General features: G+C 34.1%; 13 protein-coding genes. 7 read left to right on the top strand and 6 right to left on the bottom strand.

The annotated features are described in order from the left end of the window. Positions 1 to 2: 2 nt before the first annotated feature. Positions 3 to 3,002, bottom strand: coding sequence for a SusC/RagA family TonB-linked outer membrane protein (locus J7E44_RS08830; RefSeq protein WP_214828119.1), 3,000 nt, complete (start codon positions 3,000 to 3,002; stop codon positions 3 to 5). 309 nt (positions 3,003 to 3,311) lie between these two features. Between J7E44_RS08830 and rnhB the strand changes: the two genes are divergently transcribed. Then, entirely contained in the window at positions 3,312 to 3,896 is a 585-nt protein-coding gene (rnhB, locus tag J7E44_RS08825; RefSeq protein ID WP_214828116.1) for a ribonuclease HII, read from the top strand. Between the two features lie 71 nt (positions 3,897 to 3,967). Here the strand turns inward: rnhB and yidC are convergent, their stop codons facing one another. The 4 genes from yidC to J7E44_RS08805 form a co-directional block, all read right to left on the bottom strand. Beyond that, entirely contained in the window at positions 3,968 to 5,764 is a 1,797-nt protein-coding gene (gene yidC, locus J7E44_RS08820) for a membrane protein insertase YidC (protein ID WP_214828113.1), read from the bottom strand. A gap of 193 nt (positions 5,765 to 5,957) precedes the next feature. After that, a complete protein-coding gene (gene pyrG / locus J7E44_RS08815; RefSeq protein ID WP_214828111.1) occupies positions 5,958 to 7,565 on the bottom strand; it encodes a CTP synthase in 1,608 nt (535 codons plus the stop codon). Positions 7,566 to 7,692: 127 nt separating this feature from the next. Beyond that, positions 7,693 to 8,262 carry a YceI family protein gene (locus J7E44_RS08810; RefSeq protein ID WP_214828108.1) on the bottom strand — a complete coding sequence of 190 codons (570 nt, stop codon included), beginning with the start codon at positions 8,260 to 8,262 and terminating at the stop codon, positions 7,693 to 7,695. A gap of 64 nt (positions 8,263 to 8,326) precedes the next feature. Beyond that, complete coding sequence (locus J7E44_RS08805; RefSeq protein WP_214828106.1) at positions 8,327 to 8,731, bottom strand: hypothetical protein; 405 nt, start codon at positions 8,729 to 8,731, stop codon at positions 8,327 to 8,329. A 60-nt stretch (positions 8,732 to 8,791) separates the two neighbouring features. Here J7E44_RS08805 and radA point away from each other — a divergent pair, with 60 nt between their 5' ends. The 4 genes from radA (at position 8,792) to J7E44_RS08785 (ending at position 13,660) form a co-directional block, all read left to right on the top strand. Beyond that, the gene (radA, locus tag J7E44_RS08800) at positions 8,792 to 10,141 is read left to right on the top strand and encodes a DNA repair protein RadA (RefSeq protein WP_214828104.1); all 1,350 of its coding nucleotides are present in this window, start codon (positions 8,792 to 8,794) and stop codon (positions 10,139 to 10,141) included. Positions 10,142 to 10,155: 14 nt separating this feature from the next. Further along, positions 10,156 to 11,265 carry an AraC family transcriptional regulator gene (locus J7E44_RS08795; protein WP_214828101.1) on the top strand — a complete coding sequence of 370 codons (1,110 nt, stop codon included), beginning with the start codon at positions 10,156 to 10,158 and terminating at the stop codon, positions 11,263 to 11,265. 179 nt (positions 11,266 to 11,444) lie between these two features. Further along, on the top strand, positions 11,445 to 12,986 hold the full coding sequence (locus J7E44_RS08790; protein WP_214828098.1) for a zinc-dependent metalloprotease: 1,542 nt from the start codon (positions 11,445 to 11,447) through the stop codon (positions 12,984 to 12,986). A gap of 80 nt (positions 12,987 to 13,066) precedes the next feature. Continuing rightward, on the top strand, positions 13,067 to 13,660 hold the full coding sequence (locus J7E44_RS08785) for an acyl carrier protein phosphodiesterase (protein WP_214828080.1): 594 nt from the start codon (positions 13,067 to 13,069) through the stop codon (positions 13,658 to 13,660). A gap of 1,107 nt (positions 13,661 to 14,767) precedes the next feature. Here J7E44_RS08785 and J7E44_RS08780 read toward each other — a convergent pair. Next, positions 14,768 to 15,268 (bottom strand): DUF6702 family protein, encoded by a 501-nt coding sequence (locus J7E44_RS08780; RefSeq protein WP_214828077.1) that lies wholly within the window; start codon positions 15,266 to 15,268, stop codon positions 14,768 to 14,770. A 68-nt stretch (positions 15,269 to 15,336) separates the two neighbouring features. On the opposite strand from J7E44_RS08780, the gene J7E44_RS08775 reads away from it, so the two are divergent. Next, positions 15,337 to 15,915, top strand: coding sequence for a HupE/UreJ family protein (locus J7E44_RS08775; RefSeq protein WP_214828074.1), 579 nt, complete (start codon positions 15,337 to 15,339; stop codon positions 15,913 to 15,915). Between the two features lie 67 nt (positions 15,916 to 15,982). Next, positions 15,983 to 18,358 (top strand): M1 family metallopeptidase, encoded by a 2,376-nt coding sequence (locus tag J7E44_RS08770; RefSeq protein WP_214828071.1) that lies wholly within the window; start codon positions 15,983 to 15,985, stop codon positions 18,356 to 18,358. The last annotated feature ends 24 nt before the right edge of the window (positions 18,359 to 18,382 follow it).

Genomic DNA, 18,382 nt, shown 5'->3' with positions numbered 1-18,382 from the left:
ATTTAAAAATTAATTGTAGTAGTAAACCCGACAGTTCTTGTCGACGGATACTGGTTAGAATTTGATATACCTGAAATATTTCCTGTTGTAAATGATGCCTCAGGATCTGCATACCCTCTATTCTCCTTAGCAAACTTATAGAATGGATTCCTTGCATAAACACTAAAACTAAGTCCGGTTAGACCAATAGATCGCGCTGCATCCCCTCCAAGAGCATAAGATATCCCAAGTTCTCTTACTCTAAATGCCGTACCACTCATGATAAAATTCTCAGCAACTCTACTGTAAACACTTCCATAATAATCCGGCAGTCCTGCATAAGAATCTCCACCCGATTTAATAGAGGTATTTTCAACATATTGACCGGCATTATTCATATACACTGAATTTGGAATAATATACCCTCCTTGAGTTCTATCAAAAGATGCAGACTGCTCTAGACCTCCACTAAACGCAAGGTTTTGCATTGCTCCAGAGTACAAAACCCCGCCATTTCTATAGTCAAGCACCGCATAAACTCCAAAATTCTTGTATTTAAAATTGGTATTAAGTGCTAATGTATAATTTGGAGTTACCCGACCAAAGTTTACATAATTATTTGAGATGTATGGATTACCGTTATCTGGGTTAATAATAATTCTTCCCTGATCGTCTCTTAAATAAGCAGTTCCTTTTAACATTGGAAACTCTTCACCTTTAATTGCATAAATACCAGCATTTCCACCCACAGAAAGATTCACCTCATCCTGTCCGTTAGCAAGCTCAATAACTTTAGTTCTATTGATACTCCATCCAAAATTCAGATCCCACGAGAAGTCCGACGTCTTAATTGGAGTAGCACCTAAGTTAACCTCAAATCCCTTATTTCTAATATCACCAACGTTAATAGGTGTAAATCTTATACCAGTCGTATTAGATGTAGTTTGGTTTGTTATCAGATCTTTTGTGGTCTGAATATACCCACTAACATCTAATGTAATTCTATTTTTCAAAAAGCCCAAACCTATACTGATTTCATTACTGGTAACAATTTCAGGTCTGATATTAGTATCTGTTGGCGTCTGATTATTAACAAAACTTAATGGACCAGTTCCAAATGGATAACCAGGCGCAAGTGTAGCAGTATCCTCAATTCCAAAAACATTTACATTGTCATTACCAACACGTGTATAAGAACCTTTAACAACCAATCGGCTTAAGATATCGCTTTCAACCTCAAAAGCCTTTAAAGGCATGAACGACACCCCAGCAGAATTATAAAAATAATGTGCTGTACTCTCAATACTTGAGTCAGAATGCAATAGTTTAGAAGAATTCTCCAATCTACCTGTTACATTTAAGTATAAATAATCTTTATAGGACAAATCAAGATTAGCAAAAAAAGCGAATTTATTGTCTGTAAATCTCCTATTATTTAAGTTATAAGGAATCGTTAATGTAGTCAAATTCCAATATTGATAGATTCCAGGAATTTTCAAACCAGTACCACTTACTGAAGTAGTTTTAGATTCATTCTGTTGAACATTATAACCAACTAATAATTTAAAATTAATATCCTTAGTAAAGTCATAATTAAAATTAGCCATTAAGTCATTATAAAAATATCTGCTAATAGCATTAGACTGAGATAATGATGAAGTAACTGAACTAACAGCAGTAATCCCATCTACATCAGTGATCCTTGGGCTGGCAGTTGAAGCAACATATCCATTATTATAATTTAAAATATCAGTTGAGGTAATTTGAGCCGTTCCATTATTATTAATCGAAATATGATCATTAATTTTATAACCTAATGAAATGGTTCCATTGAAGATATCCTGTTTTGAAGTATTCCTTACATTCTGAATAGTCCAGTATGGATTCTGATAATACATTGTCCATGCATAAGGCAAAGAACTATCCCGGAAAGCAGTGATAGGAATCTCTGAAGAAGATTGAAGAAGATTGGTGTACAAATCTGGAGTGGTTGTAGAAGCAGACCTATTAATGTACGTAACGCTTCCATCCAAAGAAAGCTTACCTAACTTAAAGCCTCCATTAAACATTACTGAAGTTTTCTTTAATTTATCTTCCGCTACAATAAACTCTCTATCCTGACGGTTGATTGACAAACCACCATATGCACCCTCACTTCCACCTGTAACAGTTAAAGTATTATTAAAACTCGGCCCTGTCTGAAAAAATTCTTTAGCATTATCCTTTTTTCTTGGCGAATAAATCCCACGTACTGAAGCCGCAGCATCTTCACTAGGAACATCCCCGTTAGGATCCACAAATATCATTCCGTCACCATTTACATCATAGAACGGAACACCCATTGCAAGGTTTTGTCCCGCATATGCCGGATCAGAATAAGACGGACCCCACGATCCATTCTCAGCATGAATTCGATCACCAAACCAACCTTGACCATAAGCCTTTTGTCTGCTTGGTGTAAATAATACATTCTCAAATTCAACGTTACTATTAAAACTAATTCTAGGCTTTCTTGACCCACTTCCTTTTTTTGTAGTTATAACAATTGCTCCATTTACACCTTGTGAACCATATAGTGCGGCACCTTGCAAACCTAACAATGTAGTAACAGATTCAAGCATATCAGATGGGAGAGCCTGAAATATTTGAATTGATGATATCACCCCGTCAATTACGATTAAGGGAGATGTACTACCAGTCAGTGTTCTCGAACCTCTAATTTTAATATCATAAGTCCCATCAACACCACTGCTGGTTTTATTAATGGTAAGCCCAGGCACCTTACTGGTTAAACCCGCGATAGCATTTGGAGCACCTGCCTGAGTAAGCTTCTCCTTACCAATAACAGCTGCCGTTGAAGTTTGGGCATCTAATTTCATTTTACGCCCCATAGCTCCAGTCATAATAACTTCGGCAATGTCTGTGGTTTTGAGAGTATCTCTTCTTTTCTTTTCCTGTCCACTTGCTAACGCAAATGTCGAAGAAAGCACTACCATCAAAACACTTGTTGTAAATTTCTTCATATTCAAATTGATTATTATTTTATCAATTACAAATATGTAAAACTTTCTTAAAAAAACCAAATAAATTGTTAAAAAGATTTAATTTAATATTTTTTCCATCATAAATAACACTCAATAATAACAATAAAACAATAAAAACCATTTATTATTAAATCTTGAAAAAAGCCTTATTTTAACGACTTTCTAATAATTATAAATTATAAATAATATATTTTCACTATTTAATGAAATAAATAACTAAATACTTATTTTATTAAAAATATATTTTTATTTATTTTTACACCTATTTACAAGATTATATACAATTTCATGGATTTATTAAAAAGCTGGTCTGAATCTTATATTGAAGCAGGATGCGATGAAGTTGGCAGAGGATGCCTAAGTGGCCCTGTTGTAGCCGCAGCTGTTATCCTTGATCACAGCTTCAGCCAAAGCCTAGTAAACGACTCTAAAAAGCTTAATTTTAAAACACGAATGGATCTTGATAATTATATCAAAGACAATGTTCAGGATTATGCGATTGCAGAACTACCCCCGGATTTTATTGATCTACACAACATTCTTAACGCCAGTATCCATGCCATGCATAAGGCGTTAGATAAATTAACAATAAGGCCCGAGCTCATATTAGTAGATGGAAACAAATTTCATCCTTACAATTATATACCTCATCAATGCATTATAAAAGGGGATTCAAAAATGCTTTCGATAGCAGCGGCTTCTATATTAGCTAAAAACTACAGAGACCGTTTAATGATTAACCTTCATGATGAGTTTCCGGAATACGGCTGGGATACAAATTTCGGCTATGCAACCAAGAAACACCAGAATGCACTTATAAAATTTGGACCAACCCGACATCATAGACAATCTTTCAGGCTTAAATATGATTAACAAAAAATATAAACAAAAAAAAAAGAGGAGCAAATTAATTTGCCCCTCTTTTTTATAATGTATTAACAAGATTATTTTTTCTTCTTTTGTTGCTCTGTAACTTTTTGTTGTTCCTGAGCCTTCTCCATCATTTCTCTCATTCTCTTCTGGAATTTGCCCTCAGTTTTAGGCTTCTCTTTATTAGCCTGAATCTGGGCATGAATCTTCTTCTCATCCAAAATTACATATTTGATAACAAGGATAATTAAGATGTTGATCGCATTTGATACAAAGTAATACCAAGAAAGACCTGATGCTGAAGTATTCAGGAAGAATAAGAAAGTAATCGGGAAGATATACATCAATACCTTCATATTCGGCATACCTTCCTGCTGTGGCTGCTGGATATTCCCTGATGTCATAATCGTATAGATTAAGATTACTACTGTACACGCCAATGCAAAAACACTTAGATGATCTCCTAAGAAAGGAATCTTAAATGGTAATTTAATTAAATCATCATATGCCGTTAAATCTTTTGCGAACCAGAATCCTTTTCCTCTTAAGTCAATAAAGTTTGGGAAGAAACGGAATAATGCATAGAAGATAGGAATCTGAACCAACGCCGGTAAACAACCCGCCATTTGATTAACCCCCGCCTTTCGATAAATCTCCATGGTCGCCTGTTGCTTTTTCATAGGATCTGCATCCTTCAACTTAGCTGTAGCTTCATCAATCTCCGGACGAATCACTCTCATCATCGCACTCAGCTTATGCTGCTTGTACATAATCGGAGACAGGATCAATTTCACGATAATCGTCATAATGAAAATTACCCATCCTGCAGTTAATCCCCATGATGCAATAATATTATACATCGGCATGAAGAAATAACGGTTCATTCCTCCGATCAACGACCAACCTAATGGCAATATTTCATCAAAGTTTTTATCATAAGATTTCAACAACGGCAGATCCAATGGCATAAAGTACCAGGTAAAATCCTGATTTAATTCGCTTCCTGTCATCTGAACAAACCCTTCATAGTTGAATTTCTTCAAATACTCCCCTTCTTCTATAGATTCCTGATTTCCTTTACTTTGTGTAAATCCATTCTTAGCTTCGATTACTGAAGAGAAAAACTGCTGTTTTACACCAATCCAATTAAGGGTTTCTTTTTCCTCCTCCATTGTAGTTCTTCCATCATAATCATAACTCTTATAGTTATTAAATGCATATGAGAATTCTGAATGAGACTGCTCTTGAGCTCTACCTTTTTCAAAATTCCTTACATTATAATTCCATAAGAAATCAGCTTTTGTATCTGAAGTTATTTTAGCTAACCCTTGAGTTCTTACTTTAAAATCTAAAGTATACTTTGGAAGTAGTGTATAAATAAACTGAATAACAGCTCCGTTATAATTAGCTGACAACGTTACTGCGTTTCCATTCACTGTTGGAGAGAAAACTAGGTCTTTAGTATTAATAACTTTTCCAGTCTTATCTTTAAACTGAAAACCGTAGTTTGAGTTGTTTTTATTGATTAGATAAAGAGGCAGATCAGCTTTATCACTCTTATGATCATAAGCCTTATATTTTAAAAGTTCTACTTTAGAAACCTGTCCTCCCAAGCTGGAAAATTCCAATTTCAATTCATTATTTCCTAGGGTAGAAACCTGAATAGCATTAGGAGTTACATTTGGATTGATATTACTTGCCTGAGTTTGTTTTACGGCAGTTTTTACTTGTTCAGTTTTTTGTTGTTGAGCTTTCAACTGTTCCTCTTTCTGCTGTTTATTTTGGAAATAAAACATGAATCCGAAGAGAACCAAACATAAAACCGCAAAACTAATCATTTGACTTTTATCGAGTCCGTTGTTCTGTTGCATTTTGATTTTATTAAAATTATTTTTTCATAACCCATCGCAAAACTCAATATTAAATTTCACCCTGGATTTCGAGCTGACAAAAATACTGATTTTTTATCAAAACTCTATCTTTTACTCTATTACAATATAATAAACTCAGACTGATAATAATCAACCTGAGTTTACACATGACGTTTATACGATATAAATCCCTTTATTTCTTTTCACAAGCTTTAATAAAAGCTCTGAATAAAGGATGCGGTGTTGCTACCGTACTCTTATATTCAGGATGATACTGTACTCCTACATAGAAAGGATGATCTGTAAGCTCAAGAGCTTCAACCAATCCTGTTTCAGGATTTGTTCCTGTTGCCAAGAAACCATTTTTCTCAAATTCCTGTAAATAATCACTGTTAAACTCATAACGGTGACGGTGTCTTTCGGAAATATTCTTACTTCCGTAGATCTCCGATAATTTAGAATGGTTTTTTATAGAACACTTCCAAGAACCAAGACGCATCGTGCCGCCTTTATCTACTACATTTTTTTGCTCTTCCATTAATGAAATTACAGGATGCTCCGTAGCAGTATCAAACTCCATAGAGTTTGCTTTTGAATATCCAAGAATATTTCTTGCAAATTCAACAGTCATAATCTGCATTCCCAAACAAATTCCTAACATTGGAATTTTATTTTCTCTTGCGTACTGTGCTGTAAGAACCTTTCCTTCAATACCTCTGTCTCCAAAACCTGGAGCAACAAGGATTCCGTTAACTCCTTTTAATGTTTCTTTAATATTCTCTGGAGTAATATCTCCACTGTAAACCCATCTTACTTTAACTTCAGTTTCCTGATCTGCTCCAGCGTGTTTGAAAGCTTCAGCAATAGAGATATAAGAATCCTGTAGAGAAATATATTTTCCAACTAAAGCAATCTCAACTGTTCTTTTCGGATTCTGGAATTTCTTAAGGAAGTTCTTCCAGTCTTTAAGATCAGCTTCTTTATCACTCTTAAGATCCAGTCCTTTTAAAACTACATCATCAAAATTTTGTTTCTGAAGGTACATTGGAACCTCATAGATCGTTTCCAGATCCTTACATTCAATAACGTTGTCTAATGGAACGTTACAGAACTGAGCTAATTTGGCCCTCTGATCTTTTGGAATTTTATGTTCTGTTCTACAAACCAAAACATCAGCCATAATTCCACTTTCCATCAATTGACGAACGGAATGCTGAGAAGGCTTCGTTTTTAATTCTCCACTTGAAGCCAGATATGGCAACAAAGTAAGGTGAATCACCATAGAGTTTTTCTCACCTAACTCCCATTTTAACTGACGTACAGTTTCAATGTAAGGCAAAGATTCAATATCTCCGACAGTACCTCCGATCTCAGTAATAATGATATCATAGTTCTGCTTGGAAAGCATTTTAATTCTACGTTTAATTTCGTTTGTAATATGAGGTATTACCTGAACTGTTTTCCCAAGGAAATCTCCTTTTCTTTCTTTTTCAATTACAGTTTGGTAAATTTTCCCTGTCGTAACATTGTTGTTTTGGGAAGTGGGAGCATCCAAGTATCGCTCGTAGTGACCTAAATCCAGATCCGTCTCCGCACCATCTTCGGTTACATAGCATTCTCCGTGTTCATAAGGATTCAAAGTTCCTGGGTCAATATTAATATAAGGATCTAGTTTTTGGATCGTTACATTAAAACCGCGAGATTTCAGCAATAGTCCCAGAGAAGCAGAAACGATTCCTTTTCCCAAAGATGAAGTTACACCTCCTGTCACAAAGATGTATTTAGTATTCTTTTTACTCATTAGATTAGGTTTGTGCAAAGTTATGGGAAAAAGAAATACGAGGCAATTTATTTACCAACAAATAAAAAAAAGGTTCCTCAAAATTACTTGAGAAACCTTTCACCAAACCAAATTATATTTAAAAAAATTATTCTTTAATTAATTCGAAATATAAGTTAACATCAACATCTTTAGCAACTCCGGCACCCGTTGGATCGTATTTAATATTATAATCTAAACGGTTAACTGTAAATTTCGTTTGAAAACCTAAAATTTCTTTTCCCTGTTGGTTTTTTGTTATTCCACCATAGGTTACCGGAACAGAGATCTCTTTAGTTACATCTTTGATTGTCAATTTTCCTTTAAGTGTATAGGTGTTATTTTTACCCTTCGTAATAGAACCGCTTTCAAATTTCATTGCCTGAAATTTTTCAGCATCAAAGAAATCGGCACTTTTTAAGTGCTTATCTCTCATCTCAACGCCCGTATTCACAGAGCCAGTGATAACACTAAACTTGAACGTTGCATTATCCAAATCTTTTCCGGGAGCAGCTATTACCCCCTCGAACTTATCAAATCTTCCCTGTACAAAGCTAATCCCCATATGCTTGATATTGAAGTTAACTGAAGAATGCATAGGATCTACGTTCCACGTAGACTGAGCAAAACCGGTGATGCTTAAAAAAGCAAAAATAAAAGCTAATAGTATCTTTTTCATAATAATATATTTTATATTTATTTATAATCCAAAGGTAACGTGATAAACTCAATTGTGTCTTGATCTATGATAGTTTTTTATTTTTTGAAGAAGAAATTTTTGAATCAATTAGATATAAAAGGTAAATAATAAATAAAACAATACCTGAATTCGCATAAATTAGTAAACTAAAAAAGTTATCATCCTTACTGCCAAAAGGATTAAAGCCCGACATAATAAGCCCAATCAAATAAATAATTTCAAACAAAACAGCAATTCTCATCATTGAATGATAGCTTTTTTTAAAAATTAATACTGTAATAAAACCAATAATTGATACCAATATATTTTCTGTTAAAATAAAAAAGGGAGTCATTCCAAAACTACCACCAGGCAAATTCATAATATATAGAACCGCTACGCTCAATATAAAATTCAGAAATGCCATTACTCCAAAAATTTGGACACTATTTAGAAGAATATTTTTCATGATTGAAAATTAACCAAAATTTCAGGAGCAAAATTGAAAAAAAATTTTGAACTTCGCAGTATGGCAAAACTTAGAACAGCATATTTCTGTCAGAACTGTGGAACACAGTATTCACAATGGATGGGACAATGTAAAAACTGTGGAGAATGGAATACTTTAGTGGAAGAGGTCGTAGAAAAAACGGCTAGTAAAAGCCTTCCTTCCTCCCGAACAAAGCAGCATGTCATTAATATCATTGAAGTTGAGGCTATTGAAGAACCACGAATTAAAACGCCTTCCGAAGAACTCAACCGAGTGATGGGTGGCGGAATTGTTTTAGGTTCTGTTACGTTGATTGGTGGTGAACCTGGAATTGGAAAATCTACCTTACTGCTACAGTTAGCCTTAAAAATGAAAAAGAAGGTATTCTACGTATCTGGAGAAGAAAGTGCCTCACAAATTAAGATGAGAGCAGATAGGTTATCCGAAGTTCAGAATCCTAACTGTTTTTTGTATACAGAAACTTCATTAGAAAAAATTCTTCATGAAGCTAAAAAACTGGAACCGGATTTTGTAATCATTGATTCTATTCAAACTCTGCAATCTCAACTGATTGAAAGCTCACCGGGAACAGTTTCTCAAATCAGAGAGTGTTCTAACGAAATTATTAAGTACGCCAAGGAAAACAATACACCCGTCTTCTTAGTCGGTCACATTACAAAAGACGGACAAATTGCTGGTCCAAAAGTTCTGGAGCATATGGTGGATGTGGTTTTAAATTTTGATGGTGACAGAAACCATCTTTTCAGATTATTGAGGGCAAATAAAAACCGTTTTGGTTCTACGTCAGAAATCGGAATTTATGAAATGATCTCCCAAGGTTTAAAGGAAATCAAAAACCCCTCTGAAATTTTAATCACTAAAAAATTCGAGGAACTTTCCGGAAACTCTATCGCGGTAACCTTAGAAGGAAACCGACCAATGCTCTTGGAGATCCAGGCATTAGTAAGTACAGCAGTTTATGGAACACCACAAAGAAGCTCTACCGGTTTTGATGCAAAAAGATTAAACATGCTTCTTGCTGTATTAGAAAAACGGGCTGGTTTTCAGCTGGGTGCCAAAGACGTTTTCCTTAATATTACAGGTGGAATAAAAACCGATGATCCGGCTCTCGATCTGGCTGTTGTCGCTTCTATTCTTTCTTCCAATGAAGATATTGCGATCTCTGAACATTTCTGTTTTGCAGGAGAGATTGGCCTTAGTGGTGAAATCAGACCTGTAGCTCAAGTTGAGCAACGAATCTCAGAAGCTGAGAAGCTAGGATATGAAAAAATATTTGTTTCAAATCTTAACAAAATTCCGAAAAGAAAATTTGGGATTAAAATTGAAGAGGTAAGCAAAATCGAAGATTTCCATGAGCGAATCTTCTAATAAAAAATAATATAATGTCACTAGAAAACATCCAGAGATTCGTTCTTGTATTGCTTTATGGCGGCTTAATTTTGTTTTCATTCACCGTATTGATCAATCCAATGCGGGTCAACAAAAAAGCAAACTTATTTTTTGGATTATTTCTCTTTTTATGGTCAAGCTACTGGATCCTGAATGTATTGCAATTTTGCGACATTCCCTCGGATCCTTTATTTGAACTTGGAGTATATGCTGTACAAATATTCACGCCCATCTTTTTGTTTTTCAGTGTTATATTTTTCATTAATCCGAATTACAGGTTTCAAAAAAGAGATGCTGTCTGTATCATTATCCCTTTTATTTATTGGATATTGCTCGTAAACTCTGGGGATAATAAAACGATTCATGCTACTGTAATGCTCATAGCCGTCTCCCACAATCTTCCTTATATCGCTCTTATTTATTTTAAAATAAGAAAACATCAAAAACGAATAGAAACCATCTCTTCCAATACCGAAAATATCGATCTCCAATGGCTCATTAAACTCAGCTTCCTTCTTTTCATAACAATAATTATAACTGTAGGTTATGAGCTATTCAATACTTTTATTTATAAGATGCACCAACATCTGGTAATGGATCTTTTATTTTTGTTTATTGTATACAGCACCTTATATTATGTACTCCGTCAAAAGGAAATCTACCCGGTAGATAAAAAGCAACGGGAAGAACTTTTATCCATCGAACTGGAAAGTGATGCGGAGCAAATTGAAAAGAAAAAATTAATTTCTGATCAGGAGTTTGAGATTTTAAAGCAAAAACTGGTCTCTTTAATGGAAGCTGAAAAACCTTATCTGGATGGTGATCTTAATTTATTGAAACTCTCTGATTTAATTCAAATCAATGCACATCAGCTATCTTATCTTCTGAATACGGGTTTTAATGAAAATTTCTTTCATTTTGTAAATAAGTACCGTGTACAATATGCTAAGGAACTTCTTTTAGACGATTCTCAAAAAAAACTTTCTATGGTAGGAATCGCTTTTGAATCCGGTTTCAATTCTAAAACAGCTTTTAATACCATTTTCAAAAAAATGACGGAAATGACTCCTTCTGAATTCAAAAAAAATCATTCTGATCTATAAAAATACTCCCTTTAATTCCGAGACCAAAGAACTTACGACTTTACACAACAACCAGCAAACAAGCTTAAAAATCCACATAAAAACAGAGGATTCATTGTGAAAACTTTCATTAAAATATAAAATTCACCAAGTATTGATATTTTGTATATATTTGTATTACACCACTTAAACAAATTAAAATGAAAACAAAATTCACTATTCTAGTCATGTTTTGTGCTGCCTTATTGTTTGCACAAAACAAGGTTTTCCAAAATCCCATTAACGAAAGTACCTTAAAAAACAATCAGAAAGTAAGCAGGGAATTATCATCCACTTATTTACTGACGAAGTACTATTCGCAATCTCCTTTCAATTTAAAATCTGATCTCCAGATCACTCTTCCTACCGGTAACGAAATTACTGCAAAATTTAGCCGTACCTTCAACTACAGTAACAAGAGTGAATCTTATGTTTATGCTATTGAAAACGATCCTAAGGCAGAGCTTGTTCTTTCAAAGTATGATAACATTGTAACAGGAATGTATGCTTCCGGCACCGGTGAAAAAATTATGTTCCATCAGACGGATGCATCTATTTTTGCACTCTCTTTAGTAAGTGATTCTAAAATCATCAATCAGGATACTATAGATGATTATATTTTAGACAAAACAGAAAACTTTAACAAAGCCAATTCCAATGTCTGTTCATCTTCAACACCGGTTTGCCCGGCAACAAGAATAGATGTCATGATCGTTTTTACAACAGCAGCAAAAAATGCATGGGGAGGACTTTCCCAAAGTAATTCTTTTGTTGCAACAGCAATTACGAATTTCAATACAGCATTAACAAATTCAGGAGTTTCCAATGTAACAATCAATCTTGTTTACTCAGGGGAAATTGCCTATACTGAATCCGGAAGTCTAAGTACCGACCTACCTCGACTTAGAAACAACAATGATGGTTTCATGGATAATGTACACACCCTAAGAACAACATATGGAGCCGACTTATGTGCATTAGTCACTTCTACACCAACCAATACCTGTGGTTTAGGATACGTAAATACCAGCTCAACCAACTATTCCAGTTCTTCAGGATTCTGTGTAAGCCTATATAATTGTGCTGTTTCCAATTATTCCCTTGCTCATGAACTTGGCCACAATATGGGTCTGAGACATGACTGGTATGTAGATACCAGCACCACCCCATGTGATCATCATCATGGCTATACCAATAAAAAAGCTATTGATCTGGGAACCTCCAGTACTTCTTCCCAGAGATGGAGAACAATTATGGCTTACAATGATGAATGTTCATCAAAAGGATTTAACTGTACCAGAATCAACCGTTGGGCTAATCCAAGTGTAAATTACAATAGTGATCCTACCGGAGTGGCTATAGGAAGTACTAAACCAGCTAATGAAGCCTATGGATTTACAAGATTTGCTTGTGTTGTTTCCAACTTCATGCCTGAAACTCAATCTTTCTTAGCCATAAAAGAAGAAACTAAGGAGAAACAGAATTTTTCATTATACCCGAATCCAGCTAAAGATGTCATTACTATTTCTGGAGAAGATAAAGGTAAATATTCATTCAGAATATACAATTCTTCCGGGCAGCATATCACAACTACGAATGAAAAAACAATCCATTTGAAAGGACTGACATCGGGAGAATATTTTTTAAATATCTATAATGATAAAAACGTCATGATAGAAAGTAAAAAGTTTATTGTTAGATAATTTCTCTGAAGAAATAACAAATAAGACCTTCAAATATCTTACATTTATTTGAGGGTTTTATTTTTTGGCCTTAATACGATATGAATTATTTAGCTCATTCCTTTCTTTCTTTTACAGATCAACAAATTGTAGGACAGTTTCTGGAAGACTTTATCCGAAATAAGGATAGATATTCTTTTCCAAAAGACATCCAGGATGGTATCACCCTTCACCGGGCAATTGATACTTTTACAGATTCACACCCTGCTATTCATGAAGCGAAAAAAGTATTCAGCCCATTGGTGAGATTATATGCTGGAGCATTTGTGGATGTCTCAATGGATTATTTTCTGGCAAATGACCTTACACAACATTCATTACAAGAGTGGAAAGAACATTCTTCAAGAGTCTATCGGGTTTTAAATGAAAATCAAAAGTGGCTTCCAGAGAATTTCAAAAGGATGCTGGTAAAAATGGAAGCCGATGACTGGCTGTATAACTACCGTGAAGATTGGGGAATAAAATTCAGTATACAAAATGTTTTAAACAAAGCAAAATACCTGGATAAAGACATCCCGGTTTTCAAAGCTTTTCTGGGGAATAAAAGCATACTACAGGATTGTTATGATCACTTTTTCCCAGACCTACTTGCCCATACTAAAGGCATTAATACAGTCTTACAATTAGAAAATTAAATAAAAAAGTACCTACAGGTGTAAGTACTTTTTTTCATTTGTGTTTTTAGAATATCCGTCTTATTTTTTAGGATGAAATAAAACCTTCATCTTAAGGATTAATTACCAAGTAATTTCTCATCATTTGTGTTTGTTAATTTACAAATCACTTTAGTAAAAATTTAACATCATATCATTTTCAAAAAATAAGCCATAAAGTACATTTATAAATATTCTAATGAAATTCTAATTTTTTTAACGTGTTATCCTATAATTGAATAACATCAAAATACGTAAGATTTGTAATAACAAAAGCACCTACCGAAGTAAGCGCTCCATATATTGAATTTGTGTTATTAGAATTTGTGCCTGTTTGGTAAATGGGAACTTTTACCGTAAATTTTATATAATATAGTTTTCATGGTTATTTTAAACTATTTATCAGAAGGTCATTCACTTCTGTAACGATCAAATCAGCATCTGCTACTCTAGTATTAATCCTTGCAAGCGCAATAGGTTGGTACTGCTAATAAGCATCTCAGCACCATCAATATTAAAAATACACCTTGTGGTGGCTATTCCTATTGATCCTAACTTACGCTTGCATCTTGGGGGCTAAAGCTAAAAACAGAAAAAAAAGATCGATTTTTTTACTTTTCATAACAAACTTATTTATTTTAAATATTCTCCTTTTTAGTATTAAAAGTAATCTTACTTTTTACTAATATACCAGCCATTATAAATATTGATAATTTTACATAAAAAATAACATTTTAATTAAAATTAACATAAATATGTTAAATCAAATGTAATACTATTTATTTAAATATCAAAATAATAATATAAATATTAATAATTGTTAATAGTTAACATAATCACCAATACGTGAATTTTAAATATTTACAAACACCTGTATTATAAACAAATAAATTCACAATAAAATGTTAACGTATAATATTAATTAATAATTATAAAACTAATGAAATATTTTTTATCACACAACAGTGTATTAATGTTTCGTCTTAAATTCTCCTAAAAATCGTGGAAAAAATGCATAAAAAAGACACTTATCTATAGAATAAGTGTCTTTAAAGGATTCTTAAATGATGTAGCTTTTATCCTGAATTTCTAAAATTGCTGATATACATACCTATTTGGATAGCTTAATTTTTCACTTTTGCGCTGACCATTAATGATCATATGGACGATATTGATTTGATCATCAAACAAATTATAAAGAAAACTAACTGCAGATTCTAATTTTTTAGGAGCATTTACAGATTCAGATTCCAAAAAAACATTTACAGATTCACTGTCTTCTTCATATCCAATATAATTGACCTTTAAAAAACGACTGTCTGCTTTTAATTTAAAGTATTCAGCACTGTAATTCTTAAGAGCCTCATTAAGCTGAGCTTTGTATTTTTCATCGTTAAAATGGAAAGGTTTTCCATACTTTTTTGTCAACCCATTTTCCAGATCATCAAGAAAAAAGCGTCCGGTAATTTCAAAAGTCTTTGACTTTGAATTATAATTAATTTCTACCGAACCCACATGATAAGGGTGCTTAATCCTGGCAAAAGAAAACAAAAAAATAACAGGAAGTAAAAACAGCCACAAACTCTTCATAAAGTACAAGATTAAATTTGTTCCGAAATTAATCATTATTTTCGTAAGCTTTATATCATCACAATATCATGCAAGACTTTTTATTCTATTTAAAGCTGGGTTGGGAACATATTATTTCTCTGGATGCACTGGATCATCAACTTTTCGTTTTGGCCTTAATTGCCGTCTATTCGTACAAAGATTTGAAAAAAATTCTGATTCTTGTCACTGCTTTTACGGTTGGACATTCTATAACTTTGGCGTTAAGTATTTTGGACATTGTGAGAGTTCCGTCAAATTGGGTTGAATTTTTAATCCCTTTAACGATCGTACTTACTGCATTGGGGAATATTCTAATGAAAAACAAAAAGCAGACCCTGGACAGAACCAATTACTATCTGGCCTTAATTTTCGGATTGATTCATGGAATGGGATTTGCCAATACAGCAAGGGTAATGATTGCAAAAAGTCAAAGTATAGCAGTCCCGCTTTTGGGTTTTAACATTGGGCTGGAAGTTGGCCAGATCGTTATTGTTCTTGCCATATTGATCCTGCTTTTTATAGCATTAAATATCTTCAAGGTCAACAAGAAAGACTGGATACTATTTGTGTCTTCCGGCGTTTTTGCTTTGGCACTGAAAATGACTTTAGAAAGAATTCCATTTTAAGGAGTAACGATTGATATTTTTTCAACGACTTATTGTTATATTTGAAAATTATTAAATCATTTCGCTTATGAAACTAAAAGTAACTGTACTTTCTGTATTCACATTTGTAGGCTTAACCGCTCAAAACATTCAAAATAATCCAGGGAGCAATCACGGAAATAAATTTGAACAATTGGGAACTATTTTACCTACTCCCAATATATATAGAACAGCATCGGGATCACCAGGAAACGGTTACTGGCAGAACAGAGCAGATTATAATATTTCAGCATACCTTGATGAAGATAAAAGGAATCTAAAAGGATCTGAGACCATTACCTATTACAATAACTCTCCGGATGATCTGGATTACATCTGGCTGCAACTGGATGAGAATGAAGCTTCATCTATAAATAAAGCAAATTATCCTACTTCAACCACGCTTCCAAAAATATCAAATGATCAACAGCTGAAAGCTTCCGTTTTACCGGAAAAAGACAATGGATACGGAGTGCATCTTGAAAAAGTAACCGATGAATCAGGAACTCCTTTACGCTACACGGTCAATAAAACAATGATGCGTATTGATCTACCTAAGGTTCTAAAAAAAGGTGAGAAATTAGTTTTTAAAGTAGACTGGAATTATAACATTACCAACAGAATTAAAATGGGTGGCCGTGGTGGTTATGAAAATTTTCCTGAAGATGGGAATGACCTTTATACAATCACGCAATGGTATCCGAGAATGTGCGTTTACAGCGATTTCCACGGATGGCAAAATCATCAGTTTACAGGAAGAGGAGAATTCGCTTTAGCTTTTGGAAATTTTAAAGTTTCAATGAATGTTCCTTCTGACCATGTTGTAGGTGGAACAGGAGAATGTAAAAACTATGAACAGGTTTTATCTTCTGATCAGCTTTCAAGATATAAAAAAGCTCAGAGTTCTGCAGAACCTGTAGAAATCGTAACTCTTGAGGAAGCTAAAAAAGCCGAAAAAAATAAATCAAAACAAAGAAAAACCTGGGTATTCGAAGCTAATAATGTCAGAGATTTCGCCTGGACCTCATCCAGAAAATTCATCTGGGACGGAATGGCTGTTACTATCCCGGAAAATAATAACAAAGTAATGGCTATGAGCTTCTATGGAAAAGAAGCTTATGGATTGTATAGAAAATTCTCTACTAGGGCTGTTGCTCACACCATTAAAACCTATTCAGAATTCACTATCCCATACCCTTACCCGGTTGCTCAATCTGTAGAAGCTGCCAACGGAATGGAATACCCTATGATCTGTTTCAACTTTGGAAGAACTGAAAAGGATGGAACTTATTCTGAGGGAACAAAAAACGGAATGATCGGAGTAGTCATTCATGAGGTCGGACACAACTTCTTTCCGATGATCATCAACTCGGATGAAAGACAATGGACCTGGATGGATGAAGGATTGAATACTTTTACAGAATACCTTACAGAAGAAAAATGGGATAATAAATTCCCTTCAAAACGCGGACCGGCATGGACGATCGTAGATTATATGAAACTTCCAAAAGATCAATTGGAACCGATCATGAGTAATTCTGAAAACATTGTTCAGTTCGGACCCAATGCCTATTCAAAACCTGCAACAGGGTTGAATATCCTTCGTGAAACGATCATGGGCAGAGAACTTTTTGATAAAGCTTATAAAACATATGCTAAAAGATGGGCTTTCAAACACCCTGAACCTGCTGACTTTTTCAGAACTATGGAAGATGCAAGTGGTGAAGATTTAGATTGGTTCTGGAGAGGGTGGTTCTATGGAATTGATCCTGTAGATATTGCTATTGATAAAGTTACCATTGCTACCCCTGACCTGGATGCTGTCCCAACAGGTAAAGAAATAAAGTATAAGGTCGACAAAGCGCTGGTGAATGATTTTGAAGACCTTTCAAAAATCAGAAACAAAGAGGATAAGAATATTACATTTTATGTAGATAAAGATAAAGAAGCTCAGGATTTCTATTATCGTTATGACAGAGGTCAGGAAAAAGTAGACAATGATAAAGAACATTCTCTTACTCAGGATAATACCACCACTCTAGATAACAAAGACAAAGAAAAGTTCAAAAACATTCAGGCTTATCAAATTGACTTTGTAAATAAAGGTGGATTGGTAATGCCTATAATTCTTGAGTTCACTTTTGAGGATGGTACGAAACTTTACGATAAATCTTCTGCACAGATCTGGAGGCTGAATGAACAAAAAGCTTCCAAAACCTACTACTTTGAAAAGAAATTAAAATCTATCCAACTGGATCCAATGAGAGAAACAGCTGATATTGATACTTCAAATAATTTCTGGAGCAACGATGGAACTAATTCACAGACTTCAAAATTCCAGGTGTTTAAGCAAAAACATGAAGGCGGAGTAAGAGGTGGAGCCAGCGGAAAAGTAAATCCAATGCAGGCCGCAGGAAAAAAATAAATCAACAATTAAAAACCGTCCATA

This window comes from Chryseobacterium sp. ISL-6 (assembly GCF_018613715.1).
Lineage (GTDB): Bacteria > Bacteroidota > Bacteroidia > Flavobacteriales > Weeksellaceae > Chryseobacterium > Chryseobacterium paludis.
Note: the sequence above shows the minus strand (reverse complement) of the source record. Positions and strands in the feature narration are given on the sequence as shown.

Excerpts from the sequence above, each read along its gene's own strand:
- rnhB (WP_214828116.1), top strand. The coding sequence starts at position 3,312 with ATGGATTTATTAAAAAGCTGGTCTGAATCTTATATTGAAGCAGGATGC.
- J7E44_RS08770 (WP_214828071.1), top strand. The coding sequence starts at position 15,983 with ATGAAACTAAAAGTAACTGTACTTTCTGTATTCACATTTGTAGGCTTA.
- J7E44_RS08780 (WP_214828077.1), bottom strand. The coding sequence starts at position 15,268 with ATGAAGAGTTTGTGGCTGTTTTTACTTCCTGTTATTTTTTTGTTTTCT.
- J7E44_RS08810 (WP_214828108.1), bottom strand. The coding sequence starts at position 8,262 with ATGAAAAAGATACTATTAGCTTTTATTTTTGCTTTTTTAAGCATCACC.
- J7E44_RS08775 (WP_214828074.1), top strand. The coding sequence starts at position 15,337 with ATGCAAGACTTTTTATTCTATTTAAAGCTGGGTTGGGAACATATTATT.
- radA (WP_214828104.1), top strand. The coding sequence starts at position 8,792 with ATGGCAAAACTTAGAACAGCATATTTCTGTCAGAACTGTGGAACACAG.
- pyrG (WP_214828111.1), bottom strand. The coding sequence starts at position 7,565 with ATGAGTAAAAAGAATACTAAATACATCTTTGTGACAGGAGGTGTAACT.
- J7E44_RS08785 (WP_214828080.1), top strand. The coding sequence starts at position 13,067 with ATGAATTATTTAGCTCATTCCTTTCTTTCTTTTACAGATCAACAAATT.
- J7E44_RS08805 (WP_214828106.1), bottom strand. The coding sequence starts at position 8,731 with ATGAAAAATATTCTTCTAAATAGTGTCCAAATTTTTGGAGTAATGGCA.
- yidC (WP_214828113.1), bottom strand. The coding sequence starts at position 5,764 with ATGCAACAGAACAACGGACTCGATAAAAGTCAAATGATTAGTTTTGCG.
- J7E44_RS08830 (WP_214828119.1), bottom strand. The coding sequence starts at position 3,002 with ATGAAGAAATTTACAACAAGTGTTTTGATGGTAGTGCTTTCTTCGACA.
- J7E44_RS08795 (WP_214828101.1), top strand. The coding sequence starts at position 10,156 with ATGTCACTAGAAAACATCCAGAGATTCGTTCTTGTATTGCTTTATGGC.
- J7E44_RS08790 (WP_214828098.1), top strand. The coding sequence starts at position 11,445 with ATGAAAACAAAATTCACTATTCTAGTCATGTTTTGTGCTGCCTTATTG.